25 protein-coding genes are annotated in these 26,236 nt (G+C 61.1%); 19 read left to right on the top strand and 6 right to left on the bottom strand.

Annotation, left to right across the window (positions count from 1 at the left end):
• The first annotated feature begins 182 nt into the window (after positions 1-182).
• Together RO069_RS07545 and RO069_RS07540 are read left to right on the top strand one after the other, a co-directional pair.
• A complete protein-coding gene (locus tag RO069_RS07545; protein ID WP_328186438.1) occupies positions 183-806 on the top strand; it encodes a YbhB/YbcL family Raf kinase inhibitor-like protein in 624 nt (207 codons plus the stop codon).
• Positions 807-830: 24 nt separating this feature from the next.
• A complete protein-coding gene (locus RO069_RS07540) occupies positions 831-1,226 on the top strand; it encodes a DUF3179 domain-containing (seleno)protein (RefSeq protein ID WP_328186436.1) in 396 nt (131 codons plus the stop codon).
• Between the two features lie 6 nt (positions 1,227-1,232).
• Here RO069_RS07540 and RO069_RS07535 read toward each other — a convergent pair whose 3' ends face one another.
• The 3 genes from RO069_RS07535 to RO069_RS07525 form a co-directional block, all read right to left on the bottom strand.
• On the bottom strand, positions 1,233-1,478 hold the full coding sequence (locus RO069_RS07535; protein WP_328186435.1) for a zf-HC2 domain-containing protein: 246 nt from the start codon (positions 1,476-1,478) through the stop codon (positions 1,233-1,235).
• Entirely contained in the window at positions 1,472-2,095 is a 624-nt protein-coding gene (locus RO069_RS07530; protein ID WP_328186434.1) for an RNA polymerase sigma factor, read from the bottom strand. Before RO069_RS07530 ends, RO069_RS07535 begins: the two co-directional genes overlap by 7 nt.
• 181 nt (positions 2,096-2,276) lie before the next feature.
• On the bottom strand, positions 2,277-2,546 hold the full coding sequence (locus tag RO069_RS07525) for a hypothetical protein (RefSeq protein ID WP_328186432.1): 270 nt from the start codon (positions 2,544-2,546) through the stop codon (positions 2,277-2,279).
• A 207-nt stretch (positions 2,547-2,753) separates the two neighbouring features.
• Here RO069_RS07525 and RO069_RS07520 point away from each other — a divergent pair, with 207 nt between their 5' ends.
• From RO069_RS07520 to RO069_RS07505, 4 genes are all read left to right on the top strand, one after another.
• Positions 2,754-3,506 (top strand): YiiX/YebB-like N1pC/P60 family cysteine hydrolase, encoded by a 753-nt coding sequence (locus tag RO069_RS07520; RefSeq protein WP_328186431.1) that lies wholly within the window; start codon positions 2,754-2,756, stop codon positions 3,504-3,506.
• 243 nt (positions 3,507-3,749) lie between these two features.
• The gene (locus RO069_RS07515) at positions 3,750-4,505 is read left to right on the top strand and encodes an amino acid ABC transporter substrate-binding protein (protein ID WP_328186429.1); all 756 of its coding nucleotides are present in this window, start codon (positions 3,750-3,752) and stop codon (positions 4,503-4,505) included.
• A 25-nt stretch (positions 4,506-4,530) separates the two neighbouring features.
• The gene (locus RO069_RS07510; protein WP_328186428.1) at positions 4,531-5,205 is read left to right on the top strand and encodes an amino acid ABC transporter permease; all 675 of its coding nucleotides are present in this window, start codon (positions 4,531-4,533) and stop codon (positions 5,203-5,205) included.
• Complete coding sequence (locus RO069_RS07505; RefSeq protein WP_328186426.1) at positions 5,202-5,948, top strand: amino acid ABC transporter ATP-binding protein; 747 nt, start codon at positions 5,202-5,204, stop codon at positions 5,946-5,948. Before RO069_RS07510 ends, RO069_RS07505 begins: the two co-directional genes overlap by 4 nt.
• A gap of 28 nt (positions 5,949-5,976) precedes the next feature.
• On the opposite strand, the gene RO069_RS07500 is transcribed toward RO069_RS07505, so the two are convergent.
• Positions 5,977-6,123 carry a hypothetical protein gene (locus RO069_RS07500; protein ID WP_328186425.1) on the bottom strand — a complete coding sequence of 49 codons (147 nt, stop codon included), beginning with the start codon at positions 6,121-6,123 and terminating at the stop codon, positions 5,977-5,979.
• 187 nt (positions 6,124-6,310) lie between these two features.
• Here RO069_RS07500 and RO069_RS07495 point away from each other — a divergent pair, with 187 nt between their 5' ends.
• From RO069_RS07495 to RO069_RS07435, 13 genes are all read left to right on the top strand, one after another.
• Positions 6,311-7,156, top strand: a complete 846-nt coding sequence (locus tag RO069_RS07495; protein ID WP_328186423.1) for a UDP-2,3-diacylglucosamine diphosphatase — start codon at positions 6,311-6,313, stop codon at positions 7,154-7,156.
• Positions 7,157-7,460: 304 nt separating this feature from the next.
• Positions 7,461-8,948 (top strand): SulP family inorganic anion transporter, encoded by a 1,488-nt coding sequence (locus tag RO069_RS07490; RefSeq protein WP_328186421.1) that lies wholly within the window; start codon positions 7,461-7,463, stop codon positions 8,946-8,948.
• Positions 8,949-9,024: 76 nt separating this feature from the next.
• Positions 9,025-9,876 (top strand): universal stress protein, encoded by an 852-nt coding sequence (locus tag RO069_RS07485; RefSeq protein WP_328186445.1) that lies wholly within the window; start codon positions 9,025-9,027, stop codon positions 9,874-9,876.
• A gap of 164 nt (positions 9,877-10,040) precedes the next feature.
• Positions 10,041-11,141 carry an efflux RND transporter periplasmic adaptor subunit gene (locus RO069_RS07480; protein WP_328186419.1) on the top strand — a complete coding sequence of 367 codons (1,101 nt, stop codon included), beginning with the start codon at positions 10,041-10,043 and terminating at the stop codon, positions 11,139-11,141.
• Entirely contained in the window at positions 11,141-14,224 is a 3,084-nt protein-coding gene (locus RO069_RS07475; RefSeq protein ID WP_328186418.1) for an efflux RND transporter permease subunit, read from the top strand. Before RO069_RS07480 ends, RO069_RS07475 begins: the two co-directional genes overlap by 1 nt.
• Before the next feature lie 453 nt (positions 14,225-14,677).
• Positions 14,678-16,876: an FAD-dependent oxidoreductase gene (locus RO069_RS07470; RefSeq protein WP_328186416.1), complete on the top strand. Its 2,199-nt coding sequence runs from the start codon at positions 14,678-14,680 to the stop codon at positions 16,874-16,876.
• 44 nt (positions 16,877-16,920) lie between these two features.
• Positions 16,921-17,877, top strand: coding sequence for a radical SAM protein (locus RO069_RS07465; protein ID WP_328186414.1), 957 nt, complete (start codon positions 16,921-16,923; stop codon positions 17,875-17,877).
• A 264-nt stretch (positions 17,878-18,141) separates the two neighbouring features.
• Positions 18,142-19,551: a sodium:solute symporter family transporter gene (locus RO069_RS07460; protein WP_328186413.1), complete on the top strand. Its 1,410-nt coding sequence runs from the start codon at positions 18,142-18,144 to the stop codon at positions 19,549-19,551.
• On the top strand, positions 19,548-20,513 hold the full coding sequence (locus RO069_RS07455) for a metallophosphoesterase family protein (RefSeq protein ID WP_328186412.1): 966 nt from the start codon (positions 19,548-19,550) through the stop codon (positions 20,511-20,513). The genes RO069_RS07460 and RO069_RS07455 overlap by 4 nt, the downstream gene beginning before the upstream one ends.
• 132 nt (positions 20,514-20,645) lie before the next feature.
• On the top strand, positions 20,646-21,161 hold the full coding sequence (gene ectA / locus RO069_RS07450; protein WP_328186411.1) for a diaminobutyrate acetyltransferase: 516 nt from the start codon (positions 20,646-20,648) through the stop codon (positions 21,159-21,161).
• 156 nt (positions 21,162-21,317) lie between these two features.
• Positions 21,318-22,586 (top strand): diaminobutyrate--2-oxoglutarate transaminase, encoded by a 1,269-nt coding sequence (gene ectB / locus RO069_RS07445; protein WP_328186410.1) that lies wholly within the window; start codon positions 21,318-21,320, stop codon positions 22,584-22,586.
• 118 nt (positions 22,587-22,704) lie between these two features.
• Positions 22,705-24,147, top strand: coding sequence for an aspartate kinase (locus RO069_RS07440; protein ID WP_328186408.1), 1,443 nt, complete (start codon positions 22,705-22,707; stop codon positions 24,145-24,147).
• Positions 24,148-24,410: 263 nt separating this feature from the next.
• On the top strand, positions 24,411-25,373 hold the full coding sequence (locus RO069_RS07435; RefSeq protein WP_328186407.1) for a sigma-70 family RNA polymerase sigma factor: 963 nt from the start codon (positions 24,411-24,413) through the stop codon (positions 25,371-25,373).
• A gap of 42 nt (positions 25,374-25,415) precedes the next feature.
• Here RO069_RS07435 and RO069_RS07430 read toward each other — a convergent pair whose 3' ends face one another.
• Together RO069_RS07430 and RO069_RS07425 are read right to left on the bottom strand one after the other, a co-directional pair.
• Positions 25,416-25,862 carry a DUF3429 domain-containing protein gene (locus RO069_RS07430; protein ID WP_328186406.1) on the bottom strand — a complete coding sequence of 149 codons (447 nt, stop codon included), beginning with the start codon at positions 25,860-25,862 and terminating at the stop codon, positions 25,416-25,418.
• Positions 25,859-26,164, bottom strand: a complete 306-nt coding sequence (locus tag RO069_RS07425) for a DUF6482 family protein (protein ID WP_328186405.1) — start codon at positions 26,162-26,164, stop codon at positions 25,859-25,861. The genes RO069_RS07430 and RO069_RS07425 overlap by 4 nt, the downstream gene beginning before the upstream one ends.
• Positions 26,165-26,236: the final 72 nt, after the last annotated feature.

Below are 26,236 nucleotides of genomic sequence, written 5' to 3'. Positions count from 1 at the left end.
CGACTACTTCTTCCTGAAGATAAAAGCAGCGTTTCCCGGTAAAGCGCGATGAACCTTTTTTTTGGCCGCTACAGCCCTATTGTGATGGGTATACCCGAATCGTTCCGCCGGGGTGATCTGGACAAATCCTCGGCGCAACTGCTAAAACCGGGTCACCGATCGAAAGCCAACAGGAGCAGACCATGAAGGTTCACTTTAATGGCATTACCGAGGGCCAGCCGGTCCCCGAGAAATTCGCGTTTGGCGTATTCAGCGAAGAGGACCATATGAGTTTCGGTCCCAACCGCAACCCCGAAGTCACCTGGGAAGACGCCCCGGAAGGCACCAAGAGCTTTGTGGTGATGATGTTTGATCCCGATGTGCCGAGCATTGCCGATGACGTCAACCAGGAGGGCAAGGTGGTCTCCAACGAGATTCCGCGGGTGGATTTCTTCCACTGGCTGCTGGTGGATATCCCCGCGTCCGTCAACCGGATTCCGGAAGGGGAGGACAGTGACGGCGTCAGCCCCAAGGGCAAGGAACCCGGCCCCGGCCCCATTGGCATCCGTGGCGTCAACAACTTCACCCAGTTCCTGGCCGGTAACCCGGATATGGCCGGAACCTACGGTGGCTATGACGGCCCCTGCCCGCCCTGGAACGACGAGCTGATCCACCATTATCACTACGAGGTGCACGCCCTGGATGTGGAAACCCTGGGCCTGGACGGCGAGTTTGATGGCGAGGCTGTCAGCAAGGCCATGGAAGGGCATGTGCTGGCCAGCGAGCGGGTGACCGGAACCTACACCCTGAACCCGGATCTTCGCTAGTCGTGTAATATCCGCGCTCTCCCGGTGTCTGTAGTAACGCAGGCTGCGGGAGAGTTGCCGGATACCGGATATCAGCGGGATTATCGGCGTTCACCCTATGGTGACTATGATCATTCAGACCGGCTGTATTTTCCGGTATCCGCGGAAAGCCGGGAGTACCATCCCAAAACCTGGGTCATCGGGCTGGCGGTGAATGGCGAGGCGCGGGTCTGGCCTTTCCCCGAACTGGATGCGGCCATTACCCCGGTAAAGGATGTTATTGGTGGGCGGGCGGTGACCATCCACTATGATCCGGAGGTCCCCAGTGCCTGGGTGGTTGATAGCTCTGGCCGTGATCTGGCGGCAACGCGGGCTTTCTGGTTTGCCTGGTACACCTTCTATCCGGAGACAACGATATTTCAGGCTGACGATCGGGACTGAGGCGGTTTAAGAGCCACCGGGGTTATTCAGCGCCTCCTCCACCGCCCGGTCCAGTCGCCGGGCGTAGTCTTCATCCATGCGATAATCCGAGTGCCCCTTCATCAACTGAATGCTCTCGCGGAGGTTGCCGATGAAGGATCGACAGTGCCTGCACATCAGCAAGTGCATTTTCACCGACAGGGTATCGGTTGTACCGAGCTTCCCATCGATGTAGTCGCTGGCGATTCGGGCCAGATCTCGACACATCAGCATTCGCCGGTCTCCTGGAAGGTTTCCACCATCAGATAGATTTTCTGCCGGGCACGGTGAAGCAGTACCCTCAAGTTAGACGCGCTGATGTCCAGGATGTTACACACATCGTCGGCTTTATGCTGGTGAGCCTCGTAGAGCATGACAGCGGAGCGTTGCTGCTCCGGAAGGGCGGACAGGTGTTTGTCGAGGCAGTCGCTGAGGGCACCATTCTCCATCAGGGATTCAGCGTCTTCCTCAAAACGGAGTTTTGGTGGTGTGGCCCAGCGCCCGCCAGCCTGGAAGCGGTCAGCAATGCCGGGCTCCAGTTCCTCGCCGAGCTCGCTGGATACCTCCCGGTTGGCGGTGCGCAACCGGTTCTTGCAGCGGTTGGCAACGATCCGGTGAAGCCAGGTTTTCAGGCCGGAGCGGCCTTCGAACTTTTTGATGGCCTCGACCACGTTGACCCAGGTCTCCTGAACAACATCTTCGGCACTGGAATGGTCCAGGTAATAACGGGCAACAGCCAGCATGCCGGGGGAATAATTCCGGACAGCGTGGCGAAAGGCCATCTGGTCACCCGCCTGCAAGGCGGTGACCAGGCGACCTTCGTCAGTGATTTTGTCCGTTGCCAAGTCCATAACGCGTCTCCATCCCTTGTTCCGGTTGAGTCATTCCAGCCTCCAAGATGGCCTTTTACCCTTCTGGTTCCCGCTTACTTGAGCAATTGTTCAAATTCTAGCACAGCGTGATCATGGTGTCGGAAACGTAAAAAGGCCTCATTCGTTGGAATGGGGCCATAAGGGGATCAGACCGTTTCTGTCAGATGATCGGGTTTCCTTCGTCGTCATAGGTATTGGAAACGACGATGTCCTTCGGAGCTTTCTTCTCCGGGTTTTCAGCGTCGTTTTCATTGTGCCTCTGGTCCGTGTTATCGCTGGCTTTTTCCCCGGCGAGCTGTTGCTCCTGGAACTGACGCTCAAGGACTTCTTCCATCCACTTCTGCTGGGCATGGCCCATGGAAGCCGTTGCGCCCAGTACCAGGCCTGCGGTGATAACGGCAAGCTTCCTGAGTGTGATTGCAGTGTTCATGATGTTTTCTCCTTTCCGACTCTTGGTGAGTTCGGATAATAGACACGCAGCAAGCCCGGGTTGTTACTTTGCCGATGACAAGATAATTTGTTGAAGTTGTTCAGAAAAAAGCGGCATTATCTGGCGTAACGAACGTTCGGGTGGCGTGTCCATGCATAGACGTGCGCCTGGTATTGGCGGTCACCAAAAACAAGAAGAGCCGGAACCATGTTCAACTGGATCTCCCGGGCCCTGGCCCGCTACCTTTCCAAGCCTGTCGCTGACTTTTCCATCAGTACGTCAACCTGGGAGGCACTGCAGGCGACCATCCAGCCCGGCGATGTACTGCTGGTGGAAGGGGACACCCGGGTAAGCGTTGCCATCAAGTACCTGACCCAGTCCACCTGGTCCCATGCCGCACTGTATCTGGGGGAGGCTGCCGGGCTGGGTCACAACGAAAACGGCGAGGCCAATACCCTGGTGGAAGCCGATCTGGAGGCGGGCATCCGGGCCATTCCCCTGTCCTTTTACCGTCACCGTCATACCCGAATCTGTCGTCCGGTGGATCTGGGAAGGGAAGCCCTGGAGGCGTTGTCTCGGTATTCCCGTGAGCGCCTTGGCCACCAGTATGATCTCAAGAACATCGTCGACCTGGCTCGCTATCTGTTACCCACACCGCCGGTACCTGTTCGGTACCGGCGGAGAATGCTGGCACTGGGCAGTGGTGACCCCACCCGGGCGATCTGTTCATCCTTTATCGCTCAGGGGTTTCAGAGTATCCGCTACCCTATCCTGCCGGAGGTGATCGCCATGCCTTCTGACGACCCGAAGTGCCGGGAGTGTGAGCGGGAGTTTTACCGGATTCGGCACCACTCCCTTTTCGTACCAAGGGATTTCGATGCCTCGCCCTATTTCGAGATCATAAAACCCACCATTGCACAGGGCTTCGATTACCGGGCACTTGAGTGGTTGAGGTCCTGATGCGGAGACAGGATAGTGGTGTCAGGGTTGGGGCAAGCTGAGGTGCATTCTGTTCAGCTCCGTATGTTTCACTCCGTGCCCTGGCTGGCATTAGTGTCGTCCTGTGAGCTTCTGTCACCGAAGGGCACGCCTGTGCCGCAATCCTTTATCGAGAGACTGGTGAACAGCCAATGAAAGGCACTATTGCCCAATGTTCACCCGCGACTATGCTTCAAGTAGGATCCATGCCGGAAGGAGGTTGTAATGAAAACACTGTTGATCAACACGCTATTGACGATGGTCCTGCTCACAAGCGCACCTTTGTCTGCACAGGATGATCCGCTGCGAGTCGGAATGTCCGGCCAGTATTTCCCGTTCACCTTTGTAGAGCAGGATGAGCTCAAGGGCTTCGACGTCGATGTCATGGATGCCATTGGTGAGGAGATGGGGCGTGACATCCAATACGAAACCGCCAACTTCTCCGGCCTGTTTGGCATGCTGGAATCCGGGCGCATCGACACCGTTGCCAACCAGATCACCATCACTGAAGAGCGACAGAAAGCGTATATTTTCAGCGACCCTTACGTCTATGACGGGGCCCAGGTGGTGACCAAGGAAGGCAACAACGAGATCAAGGGGGTGGAAGACCTCAAAGGGAAAACCGTTGCCGTGAATCTGGGCTCCAATTTCGAAGCACTGCTGCGAGAGCTGCCCTACGCCGACCAGATCGACATCAAGACCTACGACAGCAATATCGAGCGGGATACCGCCCTGGGCCGGGTTGATGCGTTTGTGATGGACCGGGTCAGTGCCAGCCAGATTATCAAGGACAAGCCCCTGCCGCTGGCATTGGCCGGGCCGACCTTCTCACAGATCACCAATGCCTATCCCTTCCGGGACACGGACGAAGGCCGGGCCCTCCGTGACGAGGTGAACCAGGCCCTGGCGGCCCTGCGGGAGGATGGCACCCTCAAGGAGATCTCCGAGCGATGGTTCGGCACCGATATCACCCGGCCCTGAGGGGCGCATCGAGGCGGCTTCTGTTATGGACGTCCTGAACGTCGAGTACATGATCGGGCTGATACCCATCCTGTTGCGGTATCTGCCCCTGACACTGGAGCTTGCCGGCGTGGGTATGGTGCTGGCACTCATCCTGGCATGCCTGTTCGCGGTTGTGCGGGTGTTGCGTATTCCAGTGCTCAACCAGCTCACCATCCTGTTCATTTCGTTTTTCCGTGGCACGCCACTGCTGGTCCAGTTGTTCCTGTTCTACTACGGCCTGCCGCAGCTGGTCAGTGCATTGACGGTCATTGACGGCATTACGGCGACCATCATGGGCCTGACCATGCATTTCTCCGCCTATATGGCGGAGTCCATCCGGGCGGCCATCATCGGGGTGGATCGCAGCCAGACCGAGGCGGCGCTGTCCATCGGCATGACCAATGGCCAGCTCATGCGGCGGATCGTCCTGCCCCAGGCTACCCGGGTTGCGTTGCCCACGCTGATGAACTATTTCATCGACATGATCAAGGCCACCTCCCTGGCCTTCACCCTGGGAGTGACGGAACTGATGGGGGCGACCCAGAAGGAGGCGTCCGGCAGTTTCCTGTACTTTGAGGCGTTCATCGTGGCCGCCATCATGTACTGGATCGTGGTGGAGCTGCTGTCCAAGGTCCAGCACTACCTGGAAATCCGCCTGAACCGGGCCTATAGCCGATGATCAAACTGGAATCACTGAGCAAACATTTTGGCAAGGCCGTGGTCCTCAACGGCATCGACCTGACCATTGAGCAGGGCGAAATCGTGGTGATCATCGGGCCTTCGGGAACCGGCAAATCCACCCTGCTGCGCTGCATCAATTTTCTAGAGCAACCCACGGCCGGCACCATGACCGTGGGCGACCTCACCGTGGATGTAAAAAAAGCCAGCCGGGCGGATATTCTCTCGATGCGGCGGCGAACCGCCTTTGTGTTCCAGAACTATGCACTGTTTGCCAACAAGACGGCACTTCAGAACATCGCCGAACGCTTGCTGGTGGTGGATAAATGGCCCAAGGATAAGGCTTACCGACGGGCACGCGAGATCCTCGAACAGATCGGCCTGGGCGAAAAAGCTGATGCCTATCCGGCGTCCATGTCCGGCGGCCAGCAACAGCGGGTGGGTATTGGTCGTGCCATGGCTGCTGGCGCCGAAGTCATCCTGTTTGACGAGCCTACGTCATCCCTGGATCCGGAGTGGGTGGAAGAAGTGCTGGGGCTGATGAAACAACTGGCCTCGGAGCGACAGACCATGATGGTGGTCACCCATGAGATGTCATTTGCCCGGGATGTGGCCGACCGGGTGATCTTCATTGACGGCGGGCGGATCGTGGAGCAGGGGCCGCCGAGCGAGATTTTCTACCACCCCCAGGACCCCAGGACCAAGGACTTCCTGAAGAAGATCCTGGCCACCAATCCGGTGTGACCCCGGCGGCTGGATAAACCATGGCCGGCTACTGCGACAGCTCAGGGAAGTTCTCCGGCCGGTTCAGGGACCAGTCGTAGTCGATGTGATCGATGGCGTCGGTCTGGTTCGCCCGGGTGGCGACGTCGGGGGCTGCCAGCAACAGGAGGCCGAGGATGGTTCGCAGGCGTGACATTCAGGTTCCCCTTCTTGCTTTGATCACCATCCCGTCAGACACCTGAAATCGCCGTTTGTTACACCCGGCCGGGATATCCCAGAGCCCCTGCGGGGCAATCTTCACGGGACTGACCATGAAGTGTCACCGACACGTCATGTGTGGTTGTCAGGTTGTGTCATGAGAAGGGTAACCGTCAGGGGCAGCTATGCCACACTATCGCAGCGTTTTTATTTCCGACGTTCACCTGGGAACCCCGGACTGCCAGGCAGATTATCTGCTGGACTTCCTGGACAACATCCATTGCGACACCCTCTACCTGGTGGGTGATATCGTGGACCTGATTGCCATGCAGCGGCGGGTGCACTTCACCAAATCCCACGAAGCGGTGGTGCATCGCCTGCTGGTCATTGCCGCCAACGGCACCCGCGTGGTGTACGTGCCCGGGAATCACGACGAGTTCATGCGGCGCTTCTGCGGCCAGACCATCAGTGGCGTGGAGCTTCACCAGAAGATCATCCACACCACCGCCGATGGCCGCCGGTTTATGGTGTGCCACGGCGACCAGTTCGACCAGGTGGTGCGCTGCAGCCCGCTGATGCTGCTGGTGGGTGACCGGGCCCACGGCCTGCTGCTGCGGCTCAACCGCTGGTTCAACGCCTGGCGCCGCCTGCAGGGCAAGCCCTACTGGTCGCTGGCGGCCTGGCTCAAGGGCCGTATCGGCAAGGCGCGGACCTTTATCCGCCGGTTCGAGCTGGCGGCCCTGACCGCCGCCGAAAAGGGCAACTACGACGGCTTTATCTGCGGCCATATCCACTCCGCCGGCTTCCTGCGCAGCCAGGAAGGGCTGTATTGCAACGATGGTGACTGGGTGGAGCACTGCACCGCGCTGGTGGAAAACGCGGACGGCAAGCTGGAGTTGCTGCACTGGTCCGAGCAGCCATCGATCATTGCCACCGAACCATCGGCACCGGCACCAGAGGTCAGTGGCGACCGTCGTCCGGTGATCGATATCCTGCCGGCGGCCTTCCTGGAGCAGGTGAACCGGATCTAGGAGTCTGCGCGGTAGAAAGTCGCTGACTCCCGGGGCCAGCCGGTTACTTTTCGAGCGGGCTTCTGGTAAGCTTCGCGCCCCCGATATGTCAGGCATCTGACATCCATCAACCGAACAGTACGCTGCCCATCGTGACGATCACTCCGCCATAGTATTCCGGCTCTCCCCTAGTCGGCCTGTTTTCGACATGCTGCCTTCCCGATCTACCAGCCTGGTTCAGGCGAGTCATGGGGAGCTGTCTGTCATGTTCACGCTGCGCAGCCAGCGTCCCAAGATTCTCTGAAACCCGTGGAACCCCGTTGTTATGGTGAAAACCCTCAAAGCCAACTGGCTGTCCAATATTCGTGGTGACCTGCTCGCCGGTATCGTCGTGGCCCTGGCCCTGATTCCGGAAGCCATCGCCTTTTCCATTATTGCCGGCGTTGACCCGAAGGTTGGTCTTTACGCTTCGTTCTGTATTGCGGTGGTAATCGCTTTTGTCGGTGGGCGCCCCGGCATGATCTCCGCCGCCACCGGTGCCATGGCGTTGCTGATGGTGACCCTGGTGAAGGAGCACGGGCTGGAATACCTGCTGGCGGCCACCCTGCTGACCGGGGTGCTGCAGATCGGTGCCGGGTACCTGAAACTGGGCGGCCTGATGCGGTTTGTGTCCCGCTCGGTGGTCACCGGTTTCGTCAATGCCCTGGCGATCCTGATCTTCATGGCCCAGCTACCGGAACTGACCAATGTCACCTGGCATGTCTACGCCATGACGGCGGCGGGCCTGGGCATTATCTACCTGTTCCCCTACCTGCCGGTGGTGGGCAGGCTGATCCCCTCGCCGCTGGTGTGCATTGTGGTGCTGACCGGGGTGGCCATGTGGTACGGCATTGATATCCGCACCGTGGGTGATATGGGCGAGCTGCCGGATACCCTGCCGGTATTCCTGTGGCCGGAGGTGCCGCTGACCCTGGAGACCCTGATGATCATCCTGCCCTATTCCGTGGGCCTGACGGTGGTTGGCCTGCTGGAATCCATGATGACGGCGACCATCGTGGATGACCTGACCGACACCACCTCGGACCGCAACCGGGAGTGCAAGGGCCAGGGCATTGCCAACATCGGCTCCGGCCTGCTGGGGGGCATGGCCGGTTGCGCGATGATTGGCCAGTCCATCATCAACATCAAATCCGGTGGCCGTACCCGGCTGTCTACCCTGTCCGCAGGCATTTTCCTGCTGATCATGGTGCTGGTGCTGGACCAGTGGCTGGTGCAGATCCCCATGGCCGCCCTAGTGGCGGTGATGATCATGGTGTCCATCGGTACCTTCAGTTGGGGTTCCATCAAGAACCTCAAGGACCATCCGCTGTCCACCAATATCGTGATGGTGGTGACCGTGGTCGTGGTGGTGGCCACCCACAACCTGGCCTTCGGTGTACTGGCCGGGGTACTGCTGGCGGCCCTGTTCTTCGCCAACAAGGTGGGGCACTACATGCTGGTCACATCCGAGTACGATGAAACGTCTGATACCCGTACCTACAACGTGGTGGGGCAGGTGTTCTTCAGTTCCTCGGAAAAGTTCACCGAATCCTTTGATTTCAAGGAAGCTCTGGATAAGGTAATCATTGACCTGAGCCGGGCCCACTTCTGGGATATCACCGCCGTGGCGGCCCTGGACAAGGCGGTCATCAAGTTCCGCCGTGAAGGCGCCGAGGTGGAGGTGATTGGCCTGAACGAGGCCAGTGCCACCATCGTTGACCGTTTCGGGGTGCATGACAAGCCGGACGCCATCGACCAGTTGATGGGGCACTGATATGACAGAGAACACGCAAAGCCAGAGCGATCGCGGTCAGAATAACAACCATACTGACAATCAGAGCGAGAATGCCATGCTACGAGTAGTCGCCTGTATCGATGGTTCCCGGGCCGCTCCGGCGGTCTGTGACTATGCCGCCTGGGCCGGTCGGCATATGGGGGTTCCCCTCATGCTGCTGCATGTGCTTGACGAGGAACGCTACCCGGTCGCCCCGGACCTGGCCGGCAATATCGGCCTGGGCAGCCGGGAACACCTGCTGGAGGAGCTGGCGGACCTGGATCAGCAACGCAGCAAGCTGGCCCTGGAGCAGGGCCACCACCTGCTGGAGCAGGCGGAGCGGCGGGTGATGGACACTGGCGCCACCGAGGTCATCAAGCGGCAGCGTCACGGCGACCTGACTGAATCCCTGTTGACCCTGGAAAGCCAGACCCGGTTGCTGGTCATGGGGCTGCACGGCGAGAGCAGTTCCGACCGTGACCTGCACATCGGCAGCCAGCTGGAAACCGCGATCCGCAGCCTGCATCGCCCCATCCTGCTGGTACCGGACGAGTTTACGCCGCCGAAGAGTGCCATGCTGGCCTTCGATGGCAGCAAGACCGCCTTCCGCAGCGTTGAACTGCTGGCAGGCAGTCCGGTTCTCAAGGGCATGCCGCTTCACATCGTGATGATCGGGCCGGAAACCGGTGACCGCTGGGAGCAACTGAAACAGGCGGAAGTCATGCTGTCGGAGCTGGGCGGGGAGATTACCCTGGCCATCCGCGCTGGCGATGTGGAACCCGCACTCCACCGCTATCAGACGGAGCACGATATCGACATGCTGGTGATGGGTGCCTATGGCCATTCCCGTATCCGTCAGTTCCTGGTGGGCAGCACTACAACCACCATGCTGAAGACGGCGGAGAAGCCCCTGGTCATTCTCCGGTAGCAGACGATATGGCATTCTGTGGCGGGTCAATGGGCAAGGCACTGGTTTGCTTGCTTTTATAATGAAATAATCATCGTTAGTCTATTGCATCAATTACGGTATCGGTCTTGTGTGCATGTCCGCATGATCCCAGGGCCGGGTTTTCTGATCAGGATGTCTAACCTATGCGCACCTTTGTCCGTTTTCTGATTGTCATCGTCCTTCTGGGTCTGATCCTGGGCGGCATTTTCGGCTACAAGTTCTACCAGTTCGGCCAGATGAAGGAGATGATGTCCCAGCCCCAGCCGCCGACACCGGTGAGTGCCACCAATGTCGCCCTGGAGCTGTGGACACCCGCTATCAAGTCCGTGGGTAGCGTCGAGGCTGTCAATGGCATCCGGGTTGCCAACGAGGTGCCCGGCGTTATTGAGGAAATCGGGTTTGAATCCGGCGATACCGTTGAGCAGGGAGACATCCTGATCCGGCTGGATTCCGAAATCGACGAGGCGGCCCTGCGCACCCGTCGTGCCGAAGCCCAGCTGGCGGCCCAGGAATTCAAGCGCATTGAGAACCTGCTGCCCCGTCGTGCCGTGTCCCAGTCCCAGTACGATGAGGCCAAGGCCAACTATGATGCCGCCCGGGCCCGGGTCAATGAGGCCGAAGCCCAGCTCAACAAGAAGGTGATCCGCGCGCCCTTCGACGGCAACCTGGGCCTGCGGCTGGTGGACCAGGGGGAATACATCCCCACCGGCACCCCGATTGTCGAGATCAACATGCTCGACCCCATCTACCTGGATTACACCCTGTCGGAGCGCAACCTGCCCAGCGTTGACCGTGGCTATGAGGTTCGGGCGACCGTCGCTGCCGTGCCGGGGGAAACCTTTACCGGCGAGGTCAGCGCCATCAACACCTCGGTGAACCCTGAAACCCGCACCGTGCGTATCCGGGCCACCCTTGCCAACCCCGACGGTAAGCTGCGTCCGGGTATGTTCGCCACCGTGATGACCCGCCAGCCGGACGATGAGGCGGTGCTGACCCTGCCCAGGACGGCGGTGTCCTATAACACCTACGGTGACTACGTGTTCCTGATCGGCGAGAACGATGACGGCCAGCTCACGGTCAACCGCCGTTCCGTGCAGACCGGCGAAGTCCGGGGCGAACGCGTCGCTATTGAAAAGGGACTCGAGGAAGGCGACCAGGTAGTGGCCAAGGGCCTGTTGCGACTACGGGCCGGCCAGCCGATCGAGATCCAGCAGGATGATGAGCAGCCGGAGGCCTCCGAGTAATGCGCTTTACTGACGTTTTTGTCCACCGGCCGGTGCTGGCCACGGTGGTCAGCCTGTTGATCCTGCTGCTCGGGGCCCGTGCCGCCCTGGAGATGGAAATCCGGGAGTACCCACAACTTGAGAGCACCACGGTAACCGTGACCACGGCCTACCCGGGGGCGAGCTCCGAGCTGGTCAAGGGTTTTATCACCACACCCTTGCAGCAGGCCATGGCCGAAGCCAGCGGTATCGACTACCTGACCTCCACCAGCTCCCAGGGCGTGTCCACCATCAACGCCAAGATGGAGCTGAACTACGACGCCAACGCCGCGCTGGCGGAAATCCAGGCCAAGGTGGCCAGCCAGCGTAACGTGCTGCCGGCGGATGCCCAGGACCCGGTGATCACCTCCGAGACCGGGGACTCCACGGCGCTGATGTACATCGCCTTCTACAGCAGTGATCTGGACGTGCCCCAGATCACCGACTACCTGACCCGGGTAGTGCAGCCCAAGCTGCAGGCCCTGGCCGGCGTCGGCAAGGCGGACCTGCTGGGCCGCACCTTTGCCCTGCGGGCGTGGCTGGACCCGGAGCGCCTGGCGGCAGTGGACATGACGCCCCAGGAAGTGGTCAGCGTGCTGTTGCGCAACAACTACCAGGCGGCGGTGGGTAACACCGAAGGCAAGTACACCAAGATCAGCCTGACCAGTGACACCGATGTGTCGGACCTGGACCAGTTCCGGGACCTGGTGGTGAAGGAGGCCAATGGCTCGATCATCCGCCTGCGGGATATCGCCCGTGTGGAACTGGGCTCCCAGAGCTATGACAACCTGGCGCTGTACAAGGGCCAGCCGGCCACCTATGTGGCCATCGAGATGTCCCCCGGCGCCAACCCGCTGACGGTGGCGGAACTGGTCAAGGCGGAACTGCCGGACATCGAGGAACAGCTCCCGTCCGGCCTGGACGTGCGCCTGGCCTACGATGCCTCCGAGTTCATCGATGATTCCATCAACGAGGTGATCAAGACCCTGCTGGAAGCACTGGTGATCGTGCTGGTGGTGGTATTCCTCTGCCTGGGGTCCCTGCGTGCCGCGGTGGTGCCGTCGGTGGCGGTGCCCCTGTCGCTGGTGGGCGGCGCCTTTATCATGCTGATGATGGGCTTTTCCCTGAACCTGCTGACACTGCTGTCCATGGTGCTGGCCATCGGCCTGGTGGTGGATGACGCCATCATCATGGTGGAGAACGTCCACCGTCACATTGAACAGGGCGAGACCAAATTCCATGCTGCCCTCCATGGCGCCAGGGAGATGGCGGTTCCCATAATCGCCATGACCACCACCCTGGTGGCGGTGTATGCCCCCATCGGCTTTATGGGGGGGCTGACCGGCTCGCTGTTTATCGAGTTCGCCTTTACGCTGGCGGGCACCGTGGTGATTTCGGGCATTGTCGCCCTCACTCTGTCGCCGGTACTGTCCGGGGCCATCCTCAAGCCCCACGGCAATCCCAGTCGCTTCGAGCAGTTCGTGGAGAAGACCTTCAACGGCCTGGCCAATGCTTACAAGCGGGCGCTGGCCTCCCTGATGTCCACCATCTCGGTGGTGATCTTCTTCGCCTTCATGATCTTCGCTTCCATCTTCTTCATGGTCATGCTCAGCCAGAGCGAGCTGGCGCCGGAAGAGGACCAGGGCATCCTGTTTTACCAGGGCAAGGGGCCGCAGACGTCCACCCTGGAGTACCTCCGGGAAGAGGGCAGTGAAGTGCAGCAGCGCATGACCACGGTGGACGGTTACCAGGAGGATTTCATGATCCTCGGTATCACCGGCCCCAATGAGGTCTTCGGCGGCTTCAAGATGGCACCCTGGAGCGAACGGTCGGTCACCCAGTTCGATGTCCAGCCGAAGCTGAATGCCGAGCTGAACAAGGTCACCGGCCTGCAGACGGCGGTCTTTGCTCCATCGGCCCTGCCGGGCTCCAGTGGCCTGCCGTTCCAGTTCGTGATCACCACCGGCGGCGACTACGAGCAACTCAACGAGATTGCCAGTGAGCTGCAGGGTCGTGCCATGCAGAGCGGCAACTTCATGTTCCTGCAGAAGTCCATCGCCTTCGACAAGCCGGTGGTCCAGATCCAGGTGGACCGGGACCGGGTGGCGGACCTGGGCCTGTCCATGCAGGATGTGGGGCAGGCCATGTCCAGCATGCTCGGTGGCGGCTACATCAACCGCTTCAGCATGGAAGGCCGTTCCTACCAGGTGATCCCGCAGGTGCAGCAGGACTTCCGCATCAGCGAGGCGGCCCTGAACGACTACTACATACGCTCGGATACCGGGGACCTGGTGCCCCTGGGCAGCGTGGTCAGTTTCCAGGAAGGGGTGGAGCCGTCCCAGCGGACCCAGTTCAACCAGCTCAACTCCATTACCCTGCAGGGCGTGGTCATGCCCGGCGTGGCCATGGGGGCCGCCATGGACTGGATGGAGCAGAACGCCAGCGAGATCTTCCCCCAGGGCTTCAGCTCCGATTACATGGGGCAGACGCGGCAACTGTCCACCGAGGGCAGCGCCCTGGCCATTACCATGGCCCTCTCGCTGCTGGTGATCTACCTGGTGCTGGCGGCCCAGTTCGAGAGCTGGCGTGATCCGCTGATCATCCTGGTGTCCGTGCCCCTGTCGGTGGCCGGTGCCATGGCGTTTATCGTGCTGGGCTTCGCCACCATCAATATCTACACCCAGGTGGGGTTGATCACCCTGATCGGCGTGGTGGCGAAGAACGGCATATTGATCGTGGAATTCGCCAACCAGTTGCAGATCGATCGCAAGCTGGACAAGCGCCAGGCGGTGCTGGAGGCGGCGGCCATCCGACTGCGGCCGATCATCATGACGTCGCTGGCGTTGATCTTTGCCATGGTGCCGCTGCTGGTCGCCATTGGTCCCGGGGCCCAGAGCCGTTTCGCCATTGGCCTGACCATCGTCGCCGGCCTGGGCATCGGTACCTTCTTCACGGTCTTCATCCTGCCGGCGTTCTATATCCTGCTGGCCCGTGACCACAATGCGGGTCAGCCGGATGACGATGAAGGTGAAGAGGCAGAGAGCGACGGCATAGGCATAACGTGATGTCGTCAGGAAAGGGGGCTCAGGCCCCCTTTTTTTGTGATACTCACGGCACCCCCTGACGTGCCCCTGACCGGATGTAATTGCGACTTTCCCGTTATTATTTTGTGAGGTCTGCAAGCTAGTCTGTAATGGACGGCGAAATGTGGTGTCTGAGTAGTGTCCCGTTTGGTTAATTCGCTGACCTACTGAGCCACTGAGAGCCTTGAGAGCAAGGGGCGGTGGCGAAGGTTTGGTGGCTCCAAATCGAGCCGGCGCAACGCGGCTATCAAGGCTCTCAGTGGCTCCCGAAGGGCGCGACGCTGGGCCCTCTGGCCGGTGTTGCCAGCCCTTGATGTGGAACCACCACACCTTCGGACTGGCGCCTTGGCCAGAGGGCCCAGCGTCACGCAGTAGGTCAGCGAATTAACCAAACGGGACACTAACACCTTCATGTCAAAACGGAACCGATAGACAATGTCCAAACCGAAACTGATCCTGCTGGCGATTATCGCGGTCCTGGTGGCGGCCTTCCTGCTGCTGGGCGGGCCGGAGCTGCTGACGCTGGAGAACCTGCAGCGTCATCAGGCCGACCTGAACCAGTGGATTGCCAGCAATCTGCTGCTGGCGGTCTCCGGCTATGCGCTGATCTACATTGTGGTGACGGCACTGTCGCTGCCGGGAGCAGCGGTCATGACCCTGGCCGGCGGCGCCTTTTTCGGTAATGCGGTGGGCTTGCTGACGGTGTCGGTGGCTTCCACCATCGGTGCCTCCATTGCCTTCCTTGTCGCCCGGTTCCTGTTGCGGGACACCCTTCGCCGGAAGTACGCCAACACCGTCAGGCGCATCGATGAAGGCATTGAGCGGGATGGTGCCTTCTACCTGGCGACCCTTCGCCTGGTGCCGGTGTTCCCCTTCTTCCTGATCAACCTGGCCCTGGGGCTCACCGGCATGAAGCTGCGGACCTACGCCCTGGTGAGCTGGCTGGCCATGCTGCCGGGTACCTTCGTGTTCGTGAACGCCGGCACCCAGCTGGCCCAGATCGACAGCATGGGGGATATCGTGTCCGCCGACCTGTTGCTGTCCTTTGCGCTGCTGGGGCTGTTCCCGCTGATCGCCAAGTTCGTGGTGGATTTTATCCGCCGTCGCCGCGCTTATCGGGGATTCACCAGACCCGAGCGCTTTGACTACAACCTGCTGGTGATCGGGGGCGGTTCCGCCGGGCTGGTGTCGGCCTATATCGGCGCTGCCGTGAAGGCAAAAGTGGCCCTGATTGAACGGGATAGGATGGGTGGCGACTGCCTCAACACCGGCTGCGTGCCTTCCAAGGCCCTGATCCGCAGTGCCCGGGCGGCGGATACGATGCGTCATGCCGATCGCTATGGGCTGGACTCGGTGCCGGTCTCCGGCTCGTTCACCAGCATCATGGCGCGGGTCAAGCGGGTGATTCGCAAGATCGAGCCCCATGATTCGGTGGAGCGCTACCAGAGTCTCGGGGTGGACTGCATTGCCGGCAGCGCCGCTTTCGTGTCGCCCTGGGAAGTGGATGTCACCCACAATGACGGTCGACGGGAACGGCTCAGCGCCCGCAGCATCGTGGTGGCCACCGGCGGCAAGCCCTTCCTGCCCCCGATTCCCGGGCTGGATGCCATGGCGCCGCTGACCTCCGAGAACCTGTGGGACCTGGAGGAGCAGCCGCAACGCCTGCTGGTGATGGGGGGCGGGCCCATCGGCTGTGAATTGTCACAGGCGTTTGCCCGGCTGGGCATCACCGTCACCCAGGTGGAGGCCATGGACCGGTTGCTGATGAAGGAAGACCCGGAGGTGGCGGAGCTGGTGGCGGACAGCCTGCGCCGTGACGGCATTGACCTGCGGCTGGGGCACAAGGTGGTGGAGTTCGTCGAGGATAACGGTGAACGGGTGGCCGTGTGCGAACATGATGGCGAACCGGTGCGGATCCCCTTCGACCGGGTGCTGGTGGCGGTGGGGCGCGCTGGCAATACCGAGGGCCTGAACCTGGAGGCCCTGGGCATCGAGCCCCGTCGCAATGGCACCGTGCCAGTGGAAGAGGACATGTCCGTCGGTTTCCCCAATGTGTTTGCCTGCGGCGATGTGGCCGGCCCTTACCAGTTTACCCACGCCGCTGCCCACCAGGCCTGGTACGCCGCCGTGAATGGCCTGTTCGGCCAGTTCAAACGCTTTCGGGTGGACTATCGTGTCCTGCCCTGGGTGACCTTCACCGCGCCGGAAGTGGCGCGGGTGGGGCTGAGTGAAGAGGAAGCGCAACAGCAGGGCGTGCACTACGAGGTCACCCGCTACGGGCTGGACGACCTGGACCGGGCGATTGCCGAAGACGAGGACCATGGCTTTATCAAGGTGTTGACGGTACCAGGTAAGGACCGGATCCTCGGCGCCGTGGTGGTGGGCACACACGCTGCGGAGATCCTGGCGGAATTCACCCTGGCCATGAAGCATGGCATTGGGCTCAACAAGATCCTGGGGACCATCCACCCCTACCCCACCTGGAACGAATCCGCCAAATTTGCCGCCGGCCAGTGGAAGCAGGCCCACGCCCCGGAAGGCGTGCTGGGCTGGCTGGCGAAGTTCCATCGGTGGCGATTGGGGGGTGGTCAGTCCGCCGGATCGGATCGTACACAGGATGAGTCTGTAACATAAACCGGATTCCCGTGTCCGAGGAAGAACAACAGAGTGGAGCACCTATGCCCCTGACTGCAGAGAGAATCATACCCACGACTGAAGTGCTGGAGCCCCGGGCCCGGGACAGCTGGACCCATACCCGGGCCGGGGAACCCCGTGGCTACATCGACTCCGACCGCCTGAAGGAGTTGTGGATTCACACAGGCACCGCCTGCAACCTGTCCTGCCCCTTCTGCCTGGAAGGGTCGCACCCTGGTGACGGTCGCATTCCCGGCATGACACTCAGTGATGTGAAACCCTTTATCCACGAGGCCCTGGACATGGGTGTGGAGCAGTTTTCCTTCACCGGCGGAGAGCCCTTCGTGATCCGGGATTTCGTCAACATCCTGGATTACGCCAGCCAGCACCGCCCCTGTTTCGTGCTGACCAATGCCACCGACCCGCTGCTCAAACGTCGGCACCAGGTGCTGCCGTTGCTGGATAACCCCTACCCGATCCACTTCCGGGTCAGTCTCGATTTTCCGGACGCGGCCCGCCACGACGTGGACCGGGGCGAAGGGAGTTTCGACAAGGCCCTTGAGGGAATCCGCTGGCTGGTGGACCAGGGCTTCAAGGTGTCCATCGCCCGCCAGACCGATAGCCCGGAAGATCCCTTGCAGATCGAGGAAGCCTTCCGCTCGATTTTCCGCAACTGGGGCATTCCCGAGACCCTGGCCTTTACCGCCTTCCCGGACCTGGGCACGCCCGGCTCCGACGACGGCAGCCCCGAGATCACCGAAACCTGCATGGAAAAGTACCCGACCCGGGAAAGCCGGTCCCACTTCATGTGTACCTATACCCGCATGCTGGTGAAGAAGAACGACCAGGTCAGGGTCTACGCCTGCACGCTGGTGGACGACGACCCGGAATACGACCTGGGCGGCACTCTGGCGGAAAGCATGGACGAACGCATCATGCTGCGGCATCACCGGTGTTTTGCCTGCTACCGCTTTGGGGCGAGTTGTAGTGCGCCGGAGTAGCAGCAACAAGGCGCCGGACTCGTTTTTACCCCCTCTCCCTTGACGGGAGAGGGATGGGGAGAGGGTGGAGCGGCCAGCAATGTTATCTGGTGCATGGCGCCCTTCGTGCGCTCCCCCTCTCCCTGGCCCTCTCCCGCATTGTGGAGAGGGGATGCAAGGCGCGGGACGAGATGGAGGCCATCGAATGGGTCCCCATCGCAGGCTCCCCCCCCACAACAACCAGGCTAGTGACACCCGCCAAAAACAGAGAAAGAGGAAAAGGGAATGACAGGCACCGAAGCCACCCTGTTCTGGGGATTTCTCATCGTCTACGGGATAGTGATGTACGCCCTGTCACCCAGGAGCCGCAATGCGGCGTCCTTTTACCGGGGCGCGGATGACCAGGGTCGGCCGGTGGGTCAGTGGTCACTCACGGCGTCCATCTTCATAAGCTGGATCTTCGCCAAGTCGGTGACCAACGCCGCCAATCTGGGGGCCGCCTACGGCGTCACCGGCGGCCTGGCCTACGCGGCCTACTGGCTGTCGATTCCCGTGGCCGGCTACATCATCTACCTGATCCGCACCCAGACCGGGGCCGGCAGCCTGCAGGAATTTCTCATCTCCCGCTTCGGACGCCTGGCGGCCCTGAGCTTTGCCGCCGCCATCCTGATACGGCTCTACAACGAAGTCTGGAGCAACACCGCCGTGGTGGGCGGGTACTTTGGCAGCCCCGGCGACTGGCCCTACTACACCGCCGCCATGGTGTTCACTGCCTTCACCCTCGCCTACAGCCTCAAGGGCGGCCTGCGAAGTTCCATCTTTACCGACGTGATCCAGGCGGTGGTGTTCGTGTTCTTCGTGGCGGCGGTGCTGTTCCTGATCCTTCCCGCCAATGACACAGGCACCCTGCTGACCAACGGCGAGTTCCGCCTGGATGCGGGCATGGACCTGTTGCTGGTGGCCGGGCTGCAACTGTTCAGTTATCCGTTCCACGACCCGGTCCTCACCGACCGGGGCTTTGTGAACCGCGAGAAAACCATGCTCAAGAGCTTCGTGGTGGCGGGCCTGCTGGGTTTCGTGGCAGTGTTTATCTTCAGCCTGGTGGGCGTGCATGCCCGGCTCAATGGCATCGATGCGGGCGGCAACGCTCCGGCAGCCGTGGGCCAGGCCCTGGGCCTTACCGCCCTGTTCCTGATGAGCGTGGTGATGATGACCTCCGCCGGCTCCACCCTGGACTCCACCTTCAGCTCATTCTCCAAGACCATCGCCGTGGATCTGCCCCGATTGGCTTGCCGGGCCGCCGACAGACTGCCCAGCATGAAGGTGGGGGCCGCGGTGATGATCGTCTTCGCCATCCTGGGTAACCTGCCCATGTTCGCCGGCACCGACATCCTCAAGGCCACCACCATTTCCGGCACCATGGTGATGGGCCTGGCGCCGGTGTTCCTGTTCTATGGCTTCACTCGCTGGTCGCCCTGGAGCTTTCACCTGAGTTTCTGGAGCGGTCTGGCCCTCGGCGTGCTGTTGACCGTGGGCTGGATTCCCGAATCCTGGGCCATCGGCGAAGGGGCCTATGCCCTGCTGCTGGGCACCAACGCCTGGGGCATCCTGATTTGCACCGGCGGTTTCTTCCTGCCCCTGGTGATCCGTCGGCTGGCCGGGCGCGCTGTCCCCGCCGCCGAGGCCGGGTCATGACCGAGGGACGCACCTGTCCGCTGCATTACCGGTACCGGCCGGAAGATCTGGCCCGCGATCCGGTGGTCTGTGACGCCGATGTGCTCTATGTGGCCGGCGGCCTGTATGGCAACCCCCTGGCGCTGGCCGAAATCGAGGCCATGGCCGATAGGGAGCGGGCAGCAGGGCGTCGGGTACACCTGTTGTTCAATGGCGATTTCAACTGGTTCAACGCCAGCGACGAACTGTTTGTGAGCATCAACCACCGGGTGCTGGGCCACGACGCCATCACCGGCAATGTGGAGTATGAACTGGCCTGCCCAGGGGATGGCGCGGGTTGCGGCTGCGCCTACCCGGACTTTGTGGACGATGCCGTGGTGGAGCGGTCCAACCGTATCATGGTTCGCCTCCAGGGCATTGCCGCCCACCACCCGGAGCTGCAGCAACGGCTGGGTCGGTTGCCCCGTTATCGGTGCCTGATGTTTGGAGGACTAAAGGTTGTTGTCCTCCATGGCGATCCTGAATCCCTGGCGGGGTGGGGGCTGTCCCACGAGGAGCTGAGCGCCCGTGGTAACGAGCAACTGGCACGCTGGTTTCGCCAGACCGGGGCCGATATCCTGGTCAGCACCCACACCTGCCTGCCGGTGATGCGCGCGATGGTCGTTGATGGTCGTCAGCGGTTGTTCCTCAACAACGGCTCGGCTGGGATGGGTAACCTGATCGGTAGCAGCGCCGGCCTGTTGGCCCGCATTGCCGGGTCAGCGCCGTCAGAGGCGGCGTTCGGGCTACCTTCCGGTTTTCCGGTCAGTGCCGCCCTGGAGCCGGTGCGGTTTCCATTGGCTCCCTGGCTGTCGCTGTTCGATGCCCTGTGGCCGGAGAATACTGACGCTGCATTGTCATATCGCCATCGTATTCTGAACGGTACGTCCCTGACCCCCGGGCAGTTGCGGGCGGGCACTGGAATATCTGAGAAAATCATCTAAAATACAGGATAGCGGGGCATGAAGAGATGGGTGCCGCCGGACGCCCGGGTTCGGGGCCCCGGGGCATCCGGTTGATTTTTCTTTTGTGGTCTATATAATTCACCACTAACGTTTGCAGCGAAAAGGCTGAGCATGACAACCGAAGGTTCAAATACCACCGCCATCACCCTCCGCAAACCGGTCAAGGATGATGGCTATCGGCTTCACCGGCTGGTGGCGGAATGCCCCCCGCTGGACCCCAACTCGATCTACTGTAACCTCCTGCAGTGCAGCCACTTTGCCGACACCGGCGTGGCGGCGGAGATAAACGGCGAACTGGTCGGCTTCATCTCCGGTTATATTCCTCCCCAGCAGCCTGACACCGTTTTTGTCTGGCAGGTGGCCGTGCACGAGAAAGGTCGCGGCAAGGGGCTCGCCAAGAAGATGCTCAAGGAAATCGTGGGTCGCGATGACTGTCGCCGGGTAACCCATATGGAAACCACGATTACCGAGGACAACGAAGCCTCCTGGGCGCTGTTCCGTTCCTTCGCCCGGGACATGGGTGCTGAAGTGAAGTATCACGAGCATTTCGAAAAGGAGATGCACTTCGGCGGCCAGCACGACTCCGAATTCCTGCTTCGTATCGGGCCCTTCACCCGGAAGGGCTGAGTCGACCGCAACCACACCGTTTCAACGGGCCGGCGGAGGGTTAGAGGAACCTCTGCCAATTGTGCCCCTGACACTGTGCGGACTGCCGGTCGCGACCGATCCCCGTCCGGCAGCCGCATTTCCACCTCGAACCTATACATGCTAAGAGGCAAGACAATGGAAATCTTCAAGTCTACTGAATCCGAAGTACGCGTTTATTCACGGGCTTTTCCGGTGATCTTCAACCGGGCCAAGAACGCGCACCTGTACACCGAAGACGGCAAGGAATACCTGGACTTCCTGGCCGGCGCCGGTTCCCTTAACTATGGCCACAACAACGACGTGCTCAAGAAGGCACTGCTCGAGTATGTCGAGTCCGACGGCGTGAGCCAGGGCCTGGACCTGTTCACCACGGCCAAGCACGACTTCATCGAATCGTACAAGAAGCACATCCTTGAGCCCCGTGGCCTGGACTACAAGATGCAGTTCACCGGCCCCACCGGCACCAACTGCGTGGAGGCGGCCCTGAAGCTGGCCCGCAAGGTGAAAGGCCGTACCGGTATCATCTCCTTCACCAACGGTTTCCACGGGGTGACCACCGGCGCCGTTGCCGCCACCGGTAACAAGCACCATCGAGGTGGTGTGGGCATGCCGCTTGGTAATGTGGATTTCATGTTTTACGACGGCTACCTGGGCGAAAATGTCGATACTCTCGCCATCATGGACAAGGTGCTCTCCGACGGTTCCTCCGGTTTTGAGACACCGGCTGCCGTCATCGTGGAAGCCGTCCAGGGTGAAGGTGGCCTGAACGCGGCTCGCGCCGAGTGGCTGCAGGGTCTTGAGAAGCTCTGCGAAAAGCACGATATGCTGCTGATCCTGGACGATATCCAGGCCGGTAACGGTCGTACCGGTGAGTTCTTCAGCTTCGAGTTTGCCGGCATCAAGCCGGACATGGTCACGGTGTCCAAGTCCCTGAGCGGCTATGGCCTGCCCATGGCGCTGGTGCTGTTCAAGCCGGAGTTGGACATCTGGTCCTCCGGTGAGCACAACGGTACCTTCCGGGGTAACAATATGGCGTTTGTGACCGCCCGCGCCGCAGTGGAAACCTACTGGAAGGACGACGCCTTCGCCAACGAGGTGAAAGCCAAGACCCAGGTGCTGGGCGACGCCCTGCAGGCCATCTGCGACAAGTACCCGGGTGAGTTCCACGTCAAGGGCCGTGGCCTGATGCGGGGTATCGAGGCGAAGAACGCCGAGCTGACCGATGCCATCACCAGCCGGGCGTTCGAAAAGGGCCTGATCATCGAGACCAGTGGTCCCAATGACGAGGTCATCAAGTGCCTGATGCCCCTCACCACCAGTGAGGACGACCTGAAAAAAGGTGCTAAGATTCTGGCTGAGAGTGTGGACGAAATCATGCAGGAAGGGATCAGCAAGGCGTCGTAAAAGACGCCCGTGGCCCATCCGGTTGATTCGTTGGTCTGACGACCGGGCCGAACCAACCGGACGGGGCACTGACTGACCTCCCTGGCCATTCATTCTGCAGGTTAATGACGGAAACACCATGACTAGCCAATTGCATACCGTCGAGAAAATCGGCGGTACCTCCATGAGCAACTACGAGGCGGTCCGCGATAACATCATCATCGGTGACCGCAAGAAGGATGAGCTGTACCAGCGCATCTTTGTGGTGTCTGCCTACGGCGGTGTCACCAACGAGCTTCTGGAGCACAAGAAAACCGGTGAGCCGGGGGTTTATGCCCTGTTTGCCGATGCCGAGTCCGACTGGGCCTGGGGCGACGATCTCACCAAGCTGGTGAAGTTCCTCACCGACATCAATGGCGAGCTGTTTGCCGACCCCATGCTCAAGCAGCAGGCGGATCAGTTCATCACCGACCGTATTGAAGGCGTTCGCGGCTGCCTGATCGATCTGCAGCGGCTGTGTTCCTACGGCCAGTTCCAGCTCGAGGAACACCTGCTGACCGTGCGCGAAATGCTGGCGGGTATCGGTGAGGCCCACAGCGCTTTCAACACCGCGCTGAAGCTCCAGCAGGAAGGTATCAACGCCCGCTTCGTGGACCTCACGGGCTGGCGCGACAACGAACTGCTGCCCCTGGACGAGAAGCTCAAGCAGGCCTTCGATGCGGTCGACCTGACCCGCGAGCTGCCGATCGTGACCGGTTATGCCCAGTGTAAGGAAGGCCTGATGCGTACCTTCGACCGGGGCTACAGCGAGATGACCTTCAGCCGGGTGGCGGTGATCACCGAAGCTCGCGAAGCGGTTATCCACAAGGAATATCACCTGAGTTCCGCCGACCCCAACATTGTCGGTGCCGATAAGGTGGTCCCCCTGGGTCGCACCAACTACGACGTGGCCGACCAGCTGGCCAACCTGGGTATGGAGGCCATCCATCCCCGGGCCGGCAAGGGCATGCGCCAGAACGAGATTCCCCTGCGGGTGATGAACACTTTCGAGCCGGAGCATACCGGCACCCTGATCACCGGCGACTACGTCAGTGAGAAGGCCCGGGTGGAGATCATCGCCGGCGCCAAGGGTATCTTCGCCATCGAGGTGTTCGATCAGGACATGCAGGGCGAGCCGGGCTGTGACCGCCGGATCCTGGATATCCTGACCCGCTTCAAGGTGCGGTTCGTGTCCAAGGACACCAACGCCAACACCATCACCCACTACGTGGACAGCACCCTCAAGCACGTCAAGCGGGTGGTGAAGGCCCTGGAGGAAGAGTTCCCCAACGCCGAACTGAGCACCCGTAAGGTGGCACTGGTGTCCGCCATCGGCAGTGATATGAAGGTGCCGGGCATCCTGGCCCGTTCCGTCAAGGCCCTGGCCGATGAGGAAATCAGCGTGCTGGCGCTGCACCAGTGCATGCGTCAGGTGGATATCCAGTTCGTGGTGGATGAGGATCACTACGAGAAGGCCATCGTGGCCCTTCACGGCGTACTGATCGAGCCCCACAACCACGAATACGCCATCGTGGCCGCCTGAGGAAACCTGCCCCAGGTGAACGATTATCGGCGGGTGGAACCGGTCGCTTCACCCGCCGGTAAGGGAGGATGTCTTGCCTCCTGACCAGGGCGCCCGGTACTGACGTGCCGGGTGTCCACTGGTCCCTCACTGCAACCATACCCGCCCGCCCTACGCCCCGTCGCATGTCGTGGCGCACTCCGCTGCAATCCGCGCACATTCCGTTCCCGTACTATCAACAACGGTCTGGAAAATGACCAGAAACGGGTGATGCCGGAGGCCCCATGAGCAAGCGCACCTTCGACGACTTCCCGGAAAGCCTGGTGGCACGGTACTTCCGGGATGTATCAGACAACGATCTGTTGACCGCCGAGCGGGAGTTGCGGCTGGCCCAACGCCTGTGTCGCTGCTTTGGGCGGATTGGCAGCCTGACCGGGCAGGGGGTTCCGGCCACCATCCGGGAGGCCAGGGCGTGTTACGGGCACTTGCCGGCCAGCCCCAGCGCCCGCCGGGTTCGACGTTTGATTGAGGCCAGCCGGGACCTGTTGATCCGCAGCAACCTCCGGCTGGCGGTGCATATCGCCCGGCGCCATGAGTACGCTGGCGGAAGTGGTATTGCCGACCTGATCCAGGAGGCCAATATCGGCCTGATCAAGGCGGTGGATCGTTTCGACCCGGAGCGGGGCTTCCGCTTTTCCACCTACGCCTACTGGTGGATTACCGAAGAGGTGCGTCGCAGCCGCAAACGGGCGCTTCGTGTGGTACACACACCGGACCACATCATTGACGAGATCCGGCAGCTCCAGGTCGTCACCATGCGACTGCACCAGCGACTGGCCCGCACGCCGCGACAGAGTGAGCTGGCCAGCGAGATGGAAGTGTCTCCCTCCCGCATCAGTGAGATCCGCGGTTTCGCCGCCCCGGAGCTTTCCACCGAGCTGCCCGTGGGTGAGGACAGCCATTCGTCGCTGGGGGATACCCTGGCGAACGACGGGCAGAATCCGCTACATCAGATGGCGGACCGCGACCGGGTACGTACCCTTGAGGGCCTGATGGCCAGCCTGAGCGAACGGGAACAGGAGGTGCTGAGGCGTCGCTTCGGTATTGACCTCAGGGCCGAGGAAACCCTGCAGGTGATCTCCGAGGATCTTGGCATCAGCCGGGAGCGGGTCAGGCAGATCGAGAAGAGCGCCATTCAGAAACTCCGGCAACTGCATCGGGGGGAAGGTGACTGGGAAGCCGGTTGACCGACCACGCCGTCCCTCCCACCTTTCCCCGCGAGCGGGTTGTCAGGCAAGCGTCATCCCCGCCAGTACCATCAGTTGACAGACAACCACCACCGCCGTCAGCAGCAGCCTTAGCTGGCGATACCATTGCGGCCAGTAGTTGTAGAGCCAGCGCACATCAACCAGGCACAGGGCGATGTAGAGCAGCGGATAGATCAGCGCCCTCCAGCCCAGGGGCAGCAGCAGGGTCAGGCCCCCGGTGAGGAACAGCACCTGGCTGATCACCAGCGTGACCATGGGCGACAGGGGGTAGCAGCGGTCTTCCAGCTGCATGGCCACCGGCCAGTAGACCCCGGACATGAACGCCAGGATGCCGGCGCTGTAGATATAGAACCACTTGATCAGCCAGTCGCTGTATCCCGGTGCGAGGAAAAGACCGAAGGCGCCGATGAGGAACGGGATCAGGCCCGCCAGCCCCACCAGGATGGCCAGTCGCTTGACGGCAATCACCGGTCCTGCCTCTGTAGCTGGATGCGCAGCGGAGCCACCGGAGACGGTGCCATGCCCACCATTTCATTGTAGGCCGAGGCGTGTACCACCTCGGTGCGGGCAATGGGGATCTCACTCAGGGTGTCCTGGGCTTCCCAACTGCTGCGGAACAGCCGGGTGCGGCCTTTCGGGTCGGACAGTATCAGGGTCTGGTCGCCGATCCGCAGGCGGGCCATATAGCGCTGTCCTTCCAGGGACAGGATTTCCATTAGTGTGACCGGGCCGGTATCGGCCCGATAGAGTTCGGCGAGGGTAATACGCACAGGCAGATCCCCGGTGGTGAAGAAACGGTTCCTTATACGGGCTTGTACGGGACCGGTTCAGGTGGGGATCAT

Source organism: Marinobacter sp. OP 3.4, assembly GCF_036224885.1.
Lineage (GTDB): Bacteria > Pseudomonadota > Gammaproteobacteria > Pseudomonadales > Oleiphilaceae > Marinobacter.
The sequence above is the reverse complement of the archived record's forward strand: the minus strand, read 5'-3'. Positions and strand labels throughout refer to the sequence as shown.

What these genes read in the sequence shown, in the direction of transcription:
- RO069_RS07545 (WP_328186438.1), top strand. Translation starts at nt 183, where the DNA reads ATGAAGGTTCACTTTAATGGCATTACCGAGGGCCAGCCGGTCCCCGAG.
- RO069_RS07535 (WP_328186435.1), bottom strand. Translation starts at nt 1,478, where the DNA reads ATGCTGATGTGTCGAGATCTGGCCCGAATCGCCAGCGACTACATCGAT.
- RO069_RS07530 (WP_328186434.1), bottom strand. Translation starts at nt 2,095, where the DNA reads ATGGACTTGGCAACGGACAAAATCACTGACGAAGGTCGCCTGGTCACC.
- RO069_RS07525 (WP_328186432.1), bottom strand. Translation starts at nt 2,546, where the DNA reads ATGAACACTGCAATCACACTCAGGAAGCTTGCCGTTATCACCGCAGGC.
- RO069_RS07520 (WP_328186431.1), top strand. Translation starts at nt 2,754, where the DNA reads ATGTTCAACTGGATCTCCCGGGCCCTGGCCCGCTACCTTTCCAAGCCT.
- RO069_RS07515 (WP_328186429.1), top strand. Translation starts at nt 3,750, where the DNA reads ATGAAAACACTGTTGATCAACACGCTATTGACGATGGTCCTGCTCACA.
- RO069_RS07510 (WP_328186428.1), top strand. Translation starts at nt 4,531, where the DNA reads ATGGACGTCCTGAACGTCGAGTACATGATCGGGCTGATACCCATCCTG.
- RO069_RS07505 (WP_328186426.1), top strand. Translation starts at nt 5,202, where the DNA reads ATGATCAAACTGGAATCACTGAGCAAACATTTTGGCAAGGCCGTGGTC.
- RO069_RS07500 (WP_328186425.1), bottom strand. Translation starts at nt 6,123, where the DNA reads ATGTCACGCCTGCGAACCATCCTCGGCCTCCTGTTGCTGGCAGCCCCC.
- RO069_RS07495 (WP_328186423.1), top strand. Translation starts at nt 6,311, where the DNA reads ATGCCACACTATCGCAGCGTTTTTATTTCCGACGTTCACCTGGGAACC.
- RO069_RS07490 (WP_328186421.1), top strand. Translation starts at nt 7,461, where the DNA reads ATGGTGAAAACCCTCAAAGCCAACTGGCTGTCCAATATTCGTGGTGAC.
- RO069_RS07485 (WP_328186445.1), top strand. Translation starts at nt 9,025, where the DNA reads ATGCTACGAGTAGTCGCCTGTATCGATGGTTCCCGGGCCGCTCCGGCG.
- RO069_RS07480 (WP_328186419.1), top strand. Translation starts at nt 10,041, where the DNA reads ATGCGCACCTTTGTCCGTTTTCTGATTGTCATCGTCCTTCTGGGTCTG.
- RO069_RS07475 (WP_328186418.1), top strand. Translation starts at nt 11,141, where the DNA reads ATGCGCTTTACTGACGTTTTTGTCCACCGGCCGGTGCTGGCCACGGTG.
- RO069_RS07470 (WP_328186416.1), top strand. Translation starts at nt 14,678, where the DNA reads ATGTCCAAACCGAAACTGATCCTGCTGGCGATTATCGCGGTCCTGGTG.
- RO069_RS07465 (WP_328186414.1), top strand. Translation starts at nt 16,921, where the DNA reads ATGCCCCTGACTGCAGAGAGAATCATACCCACGACTGAAGTGCTGGAG.
- RO069_RS07460 (WP_328186413.1), top strand. Translation starts at nt 18,142, where the DNA reads ATGACAGGCACCGAAGCCACCCTGTTCTGGGGATTTCTCATCGTCTAC.
- RO069_RS07455 (WP_328186412.1), top strand. Translation starts at nt 19,548, where the DNA reads ATGACCGAGGGACGCACCTGTCCGCTGCATTACCGGTACCGGCCGGAA.
- ectA (WP_328186411.1), top strand. Translation starts at nt 20,646, where the DNA reads ATGACAACCGAAGGTTCAAATACCACCGCCATCACCCTCCGCAAACCG.
- ectB (WP_328186410.1), top strand. Translation starts at nt 21,318, where the DNA reads ATGGAAATCTTCAAGTCTACTGAATCCGAAGTACGCGTTTATTCACGG.
- RO069_RS07440 (WP_328186408.1), top strand. Translation starts at nt 22,705, where the DNA reads ATGACTAGCCAATTGCATACCGTCGAGAAAATCGGCGGTACCTCCATG.
- RO069_RS07435 (WP_328186407.1), top strand. Translation starts at nt 24,411, where the DNA reads ATGAGCAAGCGCACCTTCGACGACTTCCCGGAAAGCCTGGTGGCACGG.